Below are 12,338 nucleotides of genomic sequence, written 5' to 3' on the forward strand. Positions count from 1 at the left end.
GAGAACGTTATGGCCCGTGGGGTTAACAAAGTCATATTGGTCGGTACATGCGGCCAGGATCCCGAAGTTCGCTACTTGCCTAACGGTAATGCCGTGACCAACCTGAGTCTGGCGACCAGCGAACAGTGGACCGACAAGCAGACCGGCCAGAAGGTCGAGAAGACCGAATGGCACCGCGTGTCGATGTTCGGCAAGGTCGCGGAAATCGCCGGCGAATACCTGCGCAAAGGTTCGCAGGTCTACATCGAAGGCAAATTGCAGACCCGCGAGTGGGAAAAAGACGGCATCAAGCGTTACACCACTGAAATCGTGGTCGACATGCAAGGCACCATGCAACTGCTGGGCGGCCGTCCACAGGGCGACCAACAGGGCCAGGGCGGCATGTCCAACTCGGCACCGCGTCCACAGCAGTCGCGCCCACAGCCAAGCCAGCAGCCACAGCGTGAGTCGCGTCCAGCGCCACAGCAGGCGGCACCTCAGCCGGCGGCGGATTTCGACAGCTTTGATGATGACATTCCGTTCTAGGACGTCTTGAAGGCAAACACTGCAAGCTGAAAAAAACCGCGCCGCTGACAAAGCCGCGCGGTTTTTTTGTATGGACTGCGCCTAACGCAGGGCGAATGCCAGCATGTCTGTGTTGACCCGCTGCTTATGAGTGTCCGTCAAACCATGAGGCGCGCGTGAGTAGATCAGCAACTCGGAGTGCGGGATCAAGAAGTTAGTCTGCAACGCAGAGGCCTGTATCGGCACTATTTGATCGTCACTGCCGTGGATGATGAGTGTGGGCATGCTGAAATGTTTCAAGTCCTCTCGGAAGTCGGTTTCCGAAAATGCTTTGATGCTATCAAAAGTATTTTTATGCCCCCCCATCACACCCTGCGCCCAGAATGAATTAATTAAACCTTGAGAGGGTGTGACGCCCGCCCGGTTGAATCCAAAAAATGGGCCGCTGGCCAGATCAAGATAAAGCTGCGAGCGATTGGCGATGGAGTCGGCACGTAATCCGTCGAAAACTTCGATTGGTGTTCCTTGTGGGTTGCTGGCGGTTTTAAGCATCAATGGCGTGACCGCGCAAATCAAACCCGCCTTCGCTACGCGCGCAACGCCGTGGCGAGCGATGTAGCGTGCGACTTCGCCGCCGCCGGTAGAAAACCCGAAAAGAATTACCTCTTTCAGATCCAGATGTTCTATCAGCTCCGCCAAATCATCGGCGTAATGGTCCATGTCATTGCCATCCCAGGGCTGGCTTGAACGACCATGCCCCCGGCGGTCATGTGCAATGGCGCGAAAACCATTGTTAGCGAAATGCAGCATCTGCGATTCCCAACTGTCGCTGTTCAGTGGCCACCCATGACAGAACACAACGGGCTGACCGCTGCCCCAGTCTTTGTAATAAAGATCATTGCCTTCGCGAGTTTTTAGATAGGACATGGCATAGCTCCATGGATATGCGGATTAATTTGGCGGTGATGGCCAGAAAAATCGTCCGTGGACACTGCGCTGGCAGTTTTTACTAATGCCTCCCTGATGCCGATTCTGCACGGGGCAGAACTGAGTTTAGATCGGTTTCTCGGGCGACACGATGGAAAACCCCCGTTGGGTTTCTGATGTACCAACCCCCTTACCACGCAGGGAGGGCCAATAATCCTAGGTTTGTTCTCATAGCTAACACGATTTAGGCTGTGGCCATCCTCTCAAACGAAGGAAAGCCGCGATGACCTGGTCAGCCAAGCAATACACGATGTTCGAACAGCAACGTACCCGCCCGGTGCGTGATCTGGTTGCCGCCATCCCCACCGTCGAGGTGCGCACGGCCGTTGACCTGGGGTGCGGCCCGGGCAACTCCACTGAAGTATTGGCGGCGCGTTTCCCGCAGGCGCACATCACTGGTATCGACAGCTCCGGCGATATGTTGATCGACGCCCGTAAGCGTTTGCCTGCCTTGAATTTCGAACTGGCGGATATTGGCGCGTGGCAGCCGTCCCAGTCTTTCGATGTGATTCTGGCCAACGCCTCGCTGCAATGGCTGCCCGACCACGCTACGTTGTACCCGCACCTGATCCAGCAACTGACGCCCGGCGGCACCTTGGCCGTGCAGACGCCGGACAACCTTGATGAACCTGCGCACCGGCTCGCCCGCGAAGTCGCTGCCGATGGCCCGTGGGCGGCGAAGATTGGTGGCTTCAAACACAACGAGCGGCATGCGCCTGGCTACTACTACGAACTGCTGAGCAAGCACTGCAGCACGGTCGACGTATGGCGCACCACCTACCAACATCCGTTGGCCGATCATGGGGCCGTGGTGGAGTGGTTCAAGGGCACAGGGCTGCGACCTTTTCTTGCGCCGTTGACCGACGAAGAAAGAGTCGCTTTCCTACAGGAATACCAGGCGCGGATCACCCAAGGTTATCCGGCTCTGGCTGACGGCACCGTGCTGTTGCCGTTCCCGCGCCTGTTCATCATCGCCACGCGCTAAAGCGTCCCTTAACGGTGGCGGTCAGGCCGTCGCCGTTTGCGCTGTCAGAAACTCATCCGCCGACACCACACCCGCATAACCGAATGCCAGTGACGCCATATAGGCGCCATGCACCTGCGCTGCGGGAATCACTTGGCCGTTGAACTCCAGATCGCGGGTGGCGCACGCGTCATGGATCACGGTGACGGTGTAGCCCATGTCTGCCGCAGCCCGCACCACGCCGTCGATGCACATATGGCTCATGCTGCCGACTACCACCAGTTCGGTGATGCTGCGTTGTTCGAGCAACGCGCGCAGGTTGGTTTCGCGAAACGCGTTCACGAAATGCTTGAGCACCACTGGCTCATCGCCTTGATTGAGCACCTGGCTGTGCAGGTGTGCGCCTTCGGAGCCGGGAGTGAAGAACGGTGCATCCTCGGACGTAAACTCATGACGCACATGAATCACCGCATCGCCGGCCTGGCGAAAGGCTTGCAGCACCTGCGCCGCCTTGTCGGCAGCGGCTTGCACGCCGTCGAGCGGCCACTTGCCCTGGGGGAAGTAGTCGTTCTGGATATCGATTAGGATGAGCGCCTGCTTGGCCATGGAGGTTGCCTCGTGATGGGTTGATGGGCCCAGTATCTTAGCTGGCGCCGCGCCCGAGGATTGGCAGCACCGACAATAACAGGGGGAAAACTGACAATGGCCGTGGAACGCTCCACCGTTGAGCTGGGTGTGCTGATCTACCAGGGCGCGCAATTGGCCGCGGTGCATGGTTTGACCGATCTGTTCGGCGTGGCCAATCGCATTGCTGCCGAGCATGCGTCCACCCAGCTACCGTTGCTGCGCATCAGCCATTGGCAAGTGCAGGCCGAGGGTGAACCTGTGCGGGTATTCGACAGCCAGCCCGGCCCGGAACTGCCGCTGATAGCTGTGTTGGTGCCGCCCTCGATTTGTGGCTTCACTGACGACCAGGCGCCGCCGACTCTACTGGCGTGGCTGCGTAAAAGGCATGCCGACGGTACGGTGCTCGGTGGCGTGTGCATCGGTTCGATCATGCTGGCGCGCAGCGGCCTGCTGGACGGGCGCAGCGCCACCACCCATTGGTCATCCGCCGAGTCGTTTGCCGCGCTGTACCCGTCGGTGCGGTTGGAGGCGGATAAGCCGATTGTGGACGACGGCGACCTCATCACCACCGCCGGGCTGATGGCCTGGTCCGAATTGGGCTTGCGCCTGGTCGACCGCCTGATGGGGCCGAGTATCGCCGCCGACACCGCGCGTTTCCTGGTGATCGAGCACAGCGACAGCGCCAGCCAGTGCGGCAGCAACTTTGCGCCGATCCTCAGCCATGGCGATGGGGCGATTCTCAAGGTCCAGCATTGGTTGCAGGCCAGCGGCGCGGTGGATGTGTCCGTTGCAGCCATGGCGCAGCAGGCGGGACTGGAAGAACGCACGTTCCTTCGCCGTTTTCGCCATGCCACCGGGCTCAAGCCCACTGAATACTGCCAGCACCTGCGGGTTGGCAAGGCGCGGCAAATGCTGGAATTCACCAATGGCACCATCGACCACATCGCCTGGACCGTGGGTTATCAAGACCCCAGTGCCTTTCGCGCCACCTTCAAGAAGATCACCGGCCTGGCGCCGAGCGACTACCGTAGTCGTTTTGGCGTTTGAATCGTGCAGAACGCCGGAGGCGCTAGAAGAGGTCGTGCAGAATCAAACAGGCCAATGGCTATCGCTCTGAGCGTAACTGACTGATTTGCCAGCGCTGTCCCTCTACTTGGGGTTGGCCTGATCCCTGCAACTGTCCTTCTACACACATGGCAGGATGGCCAAGGGGGACGCATGACCCCGATTCAACGCAAAAAATCTGTGGCGGCGCATTCCACGCGCGATGGAGCGCCCCAGCATGAAGTCGACACCAATCGCGCCCTGGCTCGTTGGCTGGCGCAAATCCTTGGGCTCAAGTTTGCGGGCAGCTTTGACCCGCAGCAGCATGCGGGGCGCGATCTCTACTTATTACCCACGCAAACCATTGTTGGCCAAGAACAGGCCCGCGCTTTGAATATCCAAGGTCCGGACGATCTGTGGGGCGGATATGTGGATCACGCTTTCATCTGCACCAAAGCCATCAGCCATGGCTTGCTCGGCCCGGATGCCAAGGCACCGGAGGGCTGGTCGCCGCAGTTCTGCGAGCAAGTGCGCGATGTGGTGCTCGACGGCCTCAGCGTATTTGCCTTAGGCGATGCGCGGGAGGCTGCCACGCGCCTGCTGTACAGCGGGCCGATTCGCCTGAAACCCGTGCATGCCTGCGCAGGGCGCGGTCAACAAGTAATCCGTAGCCTCGACGAACTGGATACCGTGCTGGCGCGCCCGGAAGCAGCGGTAATGTTCAACAACGGCGTGGTGCTGGAGCAGGACCTGCACGACGTCGTCACTCACAGCGTGGGCCAGAGCTTTATCGGCGATTACGTGCTCAGTTACTGCGGCCAGCAATACCTGACGCGGGACGGGCAGGGCGAAGAGGTCTACGGGGGCTCTAACCTGCTCGTGGTGCCTGGGGACTATGCCGACCTGCTTGCACTGGCGCTGCCCGACGACGTGCGCCTGGCGGTCGAGCAGGCCAGGGTATTCGACGCCGCCGCCGACCAATGTTACCCAGGGTTCTACGCCTCGCGGCGCAACTACGATATCGCCCAAGGCCTGGATAGCCAGGGCCAGCGCCGCAGCGGCGTACTCGAACAGTCGTGGCGCATGGGCGGCGCCAGCAGCGCGGAAGTCGCCGCGCTACAGAGCTTTATCAACCATCCGGGCCTGAAGGCTATTTACGTGTCCTCGGTGGAGACTTACGAGGATCAAGCGCTGCCGGCGGATGCCATCGAGGTGTACCGAGGCCCGGCGGAACACAGCGAATTTCTTCTCAAGTACGTAACGGTCAATTCTTATGACGGCTAGAAGCGAAAGCATTGCGATCGATATCGACGACGAACAAATGAGCGGCACGTTCCTGAGCCCCAAATCCAAAGTGCCCGGCGTGTTGTTTGTGCACGGCTGGGGCGGCAGTCAGGAGCGTGACCTGGAGCGGGCCAAAGGTATTGCGGGCCTGGGTTGTGTGTGCCTGACCTTCGACCTGCGAGGTCACGCCGGCACCGGTATTCCGCTGTCGCGGGTGACGCGCGAAGACAACCTGCGCGACCTGCTGGCCGCCTACGACCGGCTGATCGCGCACCCGGCCATCGACACCTCGGCGGTGGCGGTGGTAGGCACCAGCTACGGCGGTTACTTGGCGGCAATCCTCACCTCGTTACGCCCGGTGCGTTGGCTGGCGTTGCGGGTACCGGCGCTGTACCGCGATCAGGAGTGGCTCAAGCCCAAGCGCGACCTGGATAAGGCTGATTTGATGGATTACCGCAGCACCCTGGTGCAGGCCGAGACCAATCGTGCCCTGCACGCGTGCTCGGTGTTTACCGGGGATGTATTGATCGTCGAATCGGAAACCGACGACCACGTGCCCCATGCCACCATCATGAGTTACCGCGCGGCATGCCGGCATACTCACTCGCTGACCCACCGCATCATCGACGGTGCCGACCATTCCCTCAGCGATCCGGTGTCCCAGCAGGCTTATACCTCGATCCTGGTGGACTGGATCACCGAGATGGTGGTGGGCGAGCGCTTAAGCATCATCCAGTCGCGCTAAGCCTATGCGGGTGTTTTCTTCACCCGCAGCGCCTTGGCCTTGGCTTCAACGCCCAAGTACATGACCAAGGCAATCAGCAACGGGCAGATAAAATAGATCGCCCGGTACGCAATCAGCCCGGCCAGCAGGCTGCCGCGCGATGCCTCGTGTTGCAGCAGCGCGATAAACACCGCCTCCAGCACCCCGAGCCCGGCCGGGATATGCGTAACCACCCCGGCAATCGCGCTGATCAGCAGCACGCCGAGCACCAGCGGGTAGTCCAGCTTGCCCGGCAACAGGGTGAAAATCACCGCCGCCATCAACGACCAGTTCAGTGCACCCAATGCCAATTGCAGGCACGCCATGCGCAGCGACGGCAGGTTGATTTCGATACCGCGGATCGACCACGCGCGCTTCTTCGAGAACCGGCAGGCCGCCAGGTAGCCCAGGCTCGCCAATACCAGCAACACCCCCACACCCTGCAAGGCGCCGCTGCTCAACTTCCAGCCCGGCGGCAGAGTCACCAGACCGCTACTGAACACCACGCCGGCCAGGGCCATGTAACCGAACCAGTTAGTGGCCAGGCTCAGACCAAGGATCTTGGCGATATTGCTGGTGCTCACCCCCAGCCGCGAATACAGCCTATAGCGCATGGCGATACCGCCCACCCACGCACTGAGGTTGAGGTTGAACGCGTAGCTGATAATGCCCACCGGCAAAATCTGTTTCCAGCGCAACGGCTGGCGGATGTAGGTGCGGCCGATCAGGTCGAAGCAGGCGTAGACGATGAAACTGCATAGGGTCAACGCGCTGGCGATCAGCAGGGTGCGTAGCTTGAAGTCGCCCAAGGTCTGCACCACTTCGCTCCAGTCGATGCGGCGCGCGAGCATCGTGAACAGCACGATCAGCAGCAGGAAGAACGCGATGGTCAGCGGTTTTTTCCAGCGCTTGAAGCGTGAACCGCCGGTTTCAGTGGTCATGGGCCTGGCTCTCGAAAGGTTTCAAACGCGGTTTATGGGCCGGCAGCCAACCCGTCAGCACGGGGAAATGGCGCATCACATGGAACACCAGGAAACCCACGGTCAGGCGCCACAGCCACAGGCGTGGCTTGCGGTTCTCCGGCATGGTCTTGCAGTGGTTGTTCGCCAGTGCCTCCAAGCGTTCGTACAACTGCTGGTTGAACGCACGATCACGGATCAGCACGTTGGCTTCCAGGTTGAGCGCCAGACTCAGCGGGTCCAGGTTGCTCGAACCGACGGTGCTCCATTCGTTATCCACCAGCGCCACTTTGCCGTGCAGTGGGCGCTGGCAGTATTCGTGGATCACCACGCCGTCCTTGAGCAGGTAGTCGTAGAGCATGCGCGCCGCCAGCTTGGCCAGCAGCACATCGGGTTGGCCCTGCATGATCAATTGCACATGCACCCCGCGCCGCGCGGCGTTGCGGATCTCACGCAGCAGCCGGTAACCGGGGAAGAAATAAGCGTTGGCGATCACCGCGCGTTTTTGCGCCTTGCTCAACGCATGGATATACGCCTCTTCGATGTCGTCTCGGTGTTGCAGGTTGTCGCGGTAAATCAGGCGCACCTGACCGTCACCTTGCTCGGTCGGCCATACCGAGGGCCGTTGCTGGCGCCGCCGCCAGCCACGTCGGGTGCGCACTTGGCGGCCGCTTTGCGCTAATGCGAAATGATGCAGGTCGGCAACCGCCGGGCCGGTAATTTGCACCGCGTAATCCTGTTTGGCTTCCGGGCCGAAATCGCCGAGGTGGTCGGCGGAAAAATTGATCCCGCCGATAAACCCCACGGTAGCGTCCACCACCACGATCTTGCGGTGCAGACGGCGAAACCAGTTGGTGCGAATGCCCAACGTCTTGGACGCCGGGTCGAACATCTGCACCGCCACGCCCGCATCCGCCAACGCACCGAGGAACGCCGGGCTCAACTCGCCGCTGCCAAAACCGTCGAGGCTGGCGACCACCTTGACGCCCCGTTGCGCCGCCTCGATCAAAATACTCTGCAGCTCATTGCCCACCTTGTCTTCGAACAGAATGAAGGTCTCCAGCAGGATCTCGCGCTGGGCCTGACGCATGGCTTCGAACACCCTGGGGAAGTACGCTTCGCCATTCTCCAGCAGCTCGACTTGATTGCCGCTCTGCCAGCCGTAATCGAGGTCGCGGGCCTTGGCTTCGTCCGGCGGCTGATCGGTGGAAATGTGTTCTACCGCAATGTTCATAGTTCGATCTCCACCGACAGCGGCACATGATCTGACAGATGGGACCAGGGCCGTGTAGTCAGCACCCGGGGGTTATGGGCGGTGAGGTTGCGCACGTAGATGCGGTCCAGCGCCAACAACGGCAGGCGCGCCGGGAAGGTCCGCGCCGGTTTGCCGTGGGCGCCGACGAATACTTCGGTCAGACCGCTGCGGCTCAAGTCGGCTTTTTGCCGCCAATCGTTGAAATCCCCCGCCACCAGCAACGGTGCATCCGCCGGAATTTGCGCGATGCGTTGCTCCAGCAGGCGCAATTGCTGCTGACGATGCACCTCACGCAGGCCCAGGTGGATGCAGATCGCGTGCACCTCCTGACCCGTGCCCGGCAAGCGCAGCACGCAATGCAGCAGGCCACGGTTTTCGTGGCCGCTCTGGGAGATGTCGAGGTTGTCGTAGCGCACGATCTGGAATTTCGACAGCAGCGCATTGCCGTGGTCGCCGTGGGGGTAGACCGCGTTACGCCCATAGGCGAACTGCGGCCAGATGCTGTCGGCGAGGAACTCGTACTGCGGCATGTTCGGCCAGTTGCTGTAGCGCTGCGGGTGTTGCTCGTGGGTACCGTGGATCTCCTGCAAAAACACCATGTCGGCGCCGATGCTACGCACCGCTTCGCGCAGCTCGGGCAGGATGAAGCGGCGGTTGAGTGCGGTGAAGCCCTTGTGGATATTCACCGTCAGCACGGTAAAGCGCGTGATCGGCGCCGTGGGGGTGATGGGGATCAATTCAGGGTGGGTCATGGCAACACTCCCGGTTCCGGCAGTTGTCCGGGTGCGGTGGCCAAGTGTTTGTCCAGCGCGAAACGCTGCAGCAATTGGCGGGCATCGAAAGGCGCGCGCACCTTGATGTCATTGTCGAAAAAACAGAACACGTCGCGTTGCTTACGTGCCGGTGGCGTGTGGTGCGGGTCGATCAGGTGAGCATCGGCAGACTGTTTGCCGTGGCGCCAGCAGTCGATGCGCTCGCCCCAGCGTTTGAGTGCTGCATCGGTATAACCGCTGGCGTACAACTGCTTGTCGCCGTGCAGGCGCAGGTACACAAAGTCGGCAGTCACGTCCTCGGCATACGGCCACTTGCCGGCGGTGTCGGCCACCACCAGCGCTACGTTGTGCTGTGCCAGCAGCTTTACAAACTCGGGGGTGACAAAGCTTTTATGCCGGATCTCCACCGCATGGCGCAGCGCACGCTTGCCGTGGGCCTGCATGCTCGCCTTGCCGTTCAGGCGCGCCTCATGCTGGCGGGCGAGGGTGGCGGCTTGCTGGGTGTCGGTGGGCAGCTCCTTTAGAAACGCCTCGAACAGCGGCGCTTCGAACTTGAAACTGGGTGGAAACTGCCAGAGCACCGGACCGAGTTTTTCTTTCAGCTCCAGCACCCCGGAGGCAAAAAAATTCGCCATTGGCTTATGCACATCCCGCAAGCGCAGGATGTGGGTGATGTAGCGCGGGGCCTTGACGCTGAACATAAAACCTTCAGGCGTATCGGCGTACCACTCGGCATAGCGCTTGGGCGTTTGCAGCGCATAGAACGAGCCGTTGATCTCAATGCTGTTGACGGCGCGTGACGCAAACTGCAATTCGCGTTTCTGGGGCAGCCCTTCGGGGTAGAAGTCCCCGCGCCAGGGCGTATAGCGCCAGCCGGATATGCCGATGTGAATCGCCGCCATGGTTGCTCCTGTCAATGCCAGGCCGGTTTGCCTGCGTTGTTGGATGACTGCCGGATTTGGCGGAAAGTTTCGCGATTCCTACAGACGGCACATTCTCGGGAACGATCAGGAAGCAAACCCGTCAGTTCCTTACAGACCTACGCGAAGGAGCCCGGTGTTTTGCTGAATTCAAAGACTGCATTACTGCTTGGTGCGCTGCTGTTGTGTGGCAGCGGCGCATTGCACGCCGCGGCTACCGCGCCTGAACCCGAAGCCCCGGCCAAGCCGGAATTGCTGGTGGAGGGCGGCCTTCTCGGCGCGATCAGCTCCAGCCTCGATGAGGTGCAGGACAAGCTCGATCTCAATCAGAACCTTATCGATGCCTGGCGCTTGCGCGCGGACCGCGCTGCCGATGAAGTCGGGCGCCTGGTCAACCAGACCGCGCAACGTTCGCCGTGGAGCGTCGCCGGGGACTTTCTGCTGCTGTCCGGTGTGTGGATCGGCGCCTTTACCCTGTTGACCTTACTCGGTCGGCTGATCGTGCGGCGTCTTGGCCAGCGTTCTTTCTTCGAGCGGCGTGAGCGCCTGTTGGGCGTGCTCAGTTATGTCGTGCCCTATACGATTCCGGCACTGATCTGTCTGCCGCTGACCCTCTACGTCAGCCATTTTCTTTCTCCGTCTATTGGTCGCGCGCTGGCGCTGTGTTTTGCCTACGCGACCAGCAGCGGCATCTTCTCTACCTCGGTGCTGCTGTGCGTGATTGTCATGTTCAACCTCGGGCATAAACGGCGCGCGGTGCGGATTATTCGCGAGTACTGCCCAAAGCCGCTGTTCCTGATCGGTTTTCTCGCCGCGCTCAGCGATGCACTGACCAGCCCACAGATCGCACGGCAGTTCGGCGGCAATATCACCAGCAGCATCGCGGTGTTCACCGGCCTGTTCGCGGCGGTGATTTTTGGCGTGCTGGTGGTGCGCCTGCGCCGGCCGGTGGCGCATCTGATCCGGAATCGGCCGCTGGCCCAGCGCCTCAAGCATCCGGCGTTGCAGCAGTCGCTGCGGGTGTTTTCCGGGTTGTGGTACTGGCCAATCCTGTTGATGGTGTTGGTCTCGGCGATCAACCTGATCGGTGCCGGCGACGATAACCAGAAAGCCCTGCGTTGCGCGCTGTTCACCACCATTTTGTTGATCGGCACGGTGTTTCTCAGCACGGTGCTGCAACACCTGTTCAAGTCCCGCAGTCAGGTGGCAATCCAGCGCAGCAGCGCCTACAAGGAGCGTTTCCTCAGCCTGCTGCACGCGGTCCTGCGCATCGTCATGGCGATTGCCTTTATCGAGATTCTTGGGCGCATCTGGGGCGTGTCGCTGTTTGAATTCGCCCAACGCAATTCGGTGGGCCGGGCGATCAGTGACTCCCTAAGCAGCATCGGCCTGATCCTGCTGGTGACATGGCTGTTTTGGGTGGTGCTCGACACGGCGATCCAGGAAGCGCTCAAGCCGCCGGTAAACAAACGCTCCAGCCGCCAACCCAGCACACGGGTCAAAACCATCCTGCCGCTGCTGCGCAATGCGGTGAAGATCATCCTGGTGGTGATCTGCGCGATCACCACTATGGCCAACCTTGGCATCAACGTCGCGCCGCTGCTGGCGGGTGCCGGTGTGGTCGGTCTGGCGATTGGTTTTGGTTCCCAGCAGTTGGTGCAGGATGTGATCACCGGCCTGTTCATCATCATCGAAGACACGCTGTCGATCGGCGATTGGGTGGTGCTCGACTCCGGCCATGCCGGCACCGTCGAGGGCCTGACCATCCGCACCCTGCGCCTGCGCGACGGCAAGGGCTTTGTGCATTCGGTGCCGTTCGGGCAGATCAAGGCGGTGACCAACCAATCGCGGCAATTCGCCTATGCGTTTTTCTCGGTGCAGTTCACCTATGACACCGATGTGGACAAGGCCGTGGAGCTGATCCGCGAGGCGGGGCAGTCGATCCGCGACGACGTGTTCCTCAAATACAACCTGCAAGGCCCGCTGGAAGTATTCGGCGTCGACAAAATGGACCTCAACGGCGTGGTGCTGACCGCGCAATTTCGCACCGTCTCGGGCGGGCAGTATGCGGTAAGCCGCGCGTTCAACCAGCGCTTGAAAAAGCTTGTGGATAACTGTGATGAGGTGCACTTTGCGCAGACTTATCCACAGCAGGTGTTGCTGCCCAATCGTAGGGTGCAACTGGATGCGCCGGATGCTGAGGCGCCGGTTGCTTGATGGTGTTTGTTAGGGCCTCATCGGGGGCAAGCCCCCTCCCA

12 protein-coding genes are annotated in these 12,338 nt (G+C 60.8%); 6 read left to right on the forward strand and 6 right to left on the reverse strand.

What is annotated here, in order from left to right:
- The first annotated feature begins 9 nt into the window (after nt 1-9).
- The gene (locus ACFZPT_RS24395) at nt 10-525 is read left to right on the forward strand and encodes a single-stranded DNA-binding protein (protein ID WP_017849542.1); all 516 of its coding nucleotides are present in this window, start codon (nt 10-12) and stop codon (nt 523-525) included.
- 81 nt (nt 526-606) lie between these two features.
- Here the strand turns inward: ACFZPT_RS24395 and ACFZPT_RS24400 are convergent, their stop codons facing one another.
- The gene (locus ACFZPT_RS24400; protein WP_034115256.1) at nt 607-1,431 is read right to left on the reverse strand and encodes an alpha/beta fold hydrolase; all 825 of its coding nucleotides are present in this window, start codon (nt 1,429-1,431) and stop codon (nt 607-609) included.
- Between the two features lie 283 nt (nt 1,432-1,714).
- Here ACFZPT_RS24400 and tam point away from each other — a divergent pair, with 283 nt between their 5' ends.
- Entirely contained in the window at nt 1,715-2,476 is a 762-nt protein-coding gene (gene tam, locus ACFZPT_RS24405; protein ID WP_099312849.1) for a trans-aconitate 2-methyltransferase, read from the forward strand.
- Between the two features lie 21 nt (nt 2,477-2,497).
- Here the strand turns inward: tam and ACFZPT_RS24410 are convergent, their stop codons facing one another.
- Nucleotides 2,498-3,061: a cysteine hydrolase family protein gene (locus ACFZPT_RS24410; protein ID WP_034100989.1), complete on the reverse strand. Its 564-nt coding sequence runs from the start codon at nt 3,059-3,061 to the stop codon at nt 2,498-2,500.
- A gap of 96 nt (nt 3,062-3,157) precedes the next feature.
- Here ACFZPT_RS24410 and ACFZPT_RS24415 point away from each other — a divergent pair, with 96 nt between their 5' ends.
- The 3 genes from ACFZPT_RS24415 (at nt 3,158) to ACFZPT_RS24425 (ending at nt 6,155) form a co-directional block, all read left to right on the forward strand.
- Nucleotides 3,158-4,129: a GlxA family transcriptional regulator gene (locus ACFZPT_RS24415; protein ID WP_034115254.1), complete on the forward strand. Its 972-nt coding sequence runs from the start codon at nt 3,158-3,160 to the stop codon at nt 4,127-4,129.
- Nucleotides 4,130-4,300: 171 nt separating this feature from the next.
- Entirely contained in the window at nt 4,301-5,410 is a 1,110-nt protein-coding gene (locus ACFZPT_RS24420; RefSeq protein WP_034115253.1) for a DUF3182 family protein, read from the forward strand.
- On the forward strand, nt 5,400-6,155 hold the full coding sequence (locus ACFZPT_RS24425) for a S9 family peptidase (RefSeq protein WP_034100986.1): 756 nt from the start codon (nt 5,400-5,402) through the stop codon (nt 6,153-6,155). The genes ACFZPT_RS24420 and ACFZPT_RS24425 overlap by 11 nt, the downstream gene beginning before the upstream one ends.
- Before the next feature lie 2 nt (nt 6,156-6,157).
- Here the strand turns inward: ACFZPT_RS24425 and ACFZPT_RS24430 are convergent, their stop codons facing one another.
- Genes ACFZPT_RS24430 through ACFZPT_RS24445 form a run of 4 tightly spaced genes read right to left on the reverse strand, consistent with a single transcriptional unit; the run spans nt 6,158 to nt 10,062 of the window.
- Nucleotides 6,158-7,114, reverse strand: coding sequence for a lysylphosphatidylglycerol synthase domain-containing protein (locus ACFZPT_RS24430; RefSeq protein ID WP_034100985.1), 957 nt, complete (start codon nt 7,112-7,114; stop codon nt 6,158-6,160).
- A complete protein-coding gene (gene clsB / locus ACFZPT_RS24435; protein ID WP_034115252.1) occupies nt 7,104-8,366 on the reverse strand; it encodes a cardiolipin synthase ClsB in 1,263 nt (420 codons plus the stop codon). Before clsB ends, ACFZPT_RS24430 begins: the two co-directional genes overlap by 11 nt.
- Nucleotides 8,363-9,139 carry an endonuclease/exonuclease/phosphatase family protein gene (locus ACFZPT_RS24440; RefSeq protein ID WP_034115251.1) on the reverse strand — a complete coding sequence of 259 codons (777 nt, stop codon included), beginning with the start codon at nt 9,137-9,139 and terminating at the stop codon, nt 8,363-8,365. The genes clsB and ACFZPT_RS24440 overlap by 4 nt, the downstream gene beginning before the upstream one ends.
- Nucleotides 9,136-10,062 (reverse strand): DUF72 domain-containing protein, encoded by a 927-nt coding sequence (locus ACFZPT_RS24445; RefSeq protein ID WP_034115250.1) that lies wholly within the window; start codon nt 10,060-10,062, stop codon nt 9,136-9,138. The genes ACFZPT_RS24440 and ACFZPT_RS24445 overlap by 4 nt, the downstream gene beginning before the upstream one ends.
- Before the next feature lie 159 nt (nt 10,063-10,221).
- Between ACFZPT_RS24445 and ACFZPT_RS24450 the strand changes: the two genes are divergently transcribed.
- Complete coding sequence (locus tag ACFZPT_RS24450) at nt 10,222-12,297, forward strand: mechanosensitive ion channel family protein (protein ID WP_034115249.1); 2,076 nt, start codon at nt 10,222-10,224, stop codon at nt 12,295-12,297.
- The last annotated feature ends 41 nt before the right edge of the window (nt 12,298-12,338 follow it).

Origin of the sequence: Pseudomonas sp. MD330_10, assembly GCF_042610415.1 — a bacterium.
GTDB lineage: Bacteria > Pseudomonadota > Gammaproteobacteria > Pseudomonadales > Pseudomonadaceae > Aquipseudomonas > Aquipseudomonas rhodesiae.

What these genes read in the sequence shown, in the direction of transcription:
- ACFZPT_RS24395 (WP_017849542.1), top strand. Translation starts at nt 10, where the DNA reads ATGGCCCGTGGGGTTAACAAAGTCATATTGGTCGGTACATGCGGCCAG.
- ACFZPT_RS24400 (WP_034115256.1), bottom strand. Translation starts at nt 1,431, where the DNA reads ATGTCCTATCTAAAAACTCGCGAAGGCAATGATCTTTATTACAAAGAC.
- tam (WP_099312849.1), top strand. Translation starts at nt 1,715, where the DNA reads ATGACCTGGTCAGCCAAGCAATACACGATGTTCGAACAGCAACGTACC.
- ACFZPT_RS24410 (WP_034100989.1), bottom strand. Translation starts at nt 3,061, where the DNA reads ATGGCCAAGCAGGCGCTCATCCTAATCGATATCCAGAACGACTACTTC.
- ACFZPT_RS24415 (WP_034115254.1), top strand. Translation starts at nt 3,158, where the DNA reads ATGGCCGTGGAACGCTCCACCGTTGAGCTGGGTGTGCTGATCTACCAG.
- ACFZPT_RS24420 (WP_034115253.1), top strand. Translation starts at nt 4,301, where the DNA reads ATGACCCCGATTCAACGCAAAAAATCTGTGGCGGCGCATTCCACGCGC.
- ACFZPT_RS24425 (WP_034100986.1), top strand. Translation starts at nt 5,400, where the DNA reads ATGACGGCTAGAAGCGAAAGCATTGCGATCGATATCGACGACGAACAA.
- ACFZPT_RS24430 (WP_034100985.1), bottom strand. Translation starts at nt 7,114, where the DNA reads ATGACCACTGAAACCGGCGGTTCACGCTTCAAGCGCTGGAAAAAACCG.
- clsB (WP_034115252.1), bottom strand. Translation starts at nt 8,366, where the DNA reads ATGAACATTGCGGTAGAACACATTTCCACCGATCAGCCGCCGGACGAA.
- ACFZPT_RS24440 (WP_034115251.1), bottom strand. Translation starts at nt 9,139, where the DNA reads ATGACCCACCCTGAATTGATCCCCATCACCCCCACGGCGCCGATCACG.
- ACFZPT_RS24445 (WP_034115250.1), bottom strand. Translation starts at nt 10,062, where the DNA reads ATGGCGGCGATTCACATCGGCATATCCGGCTGGCGCTATACGCCCTGG.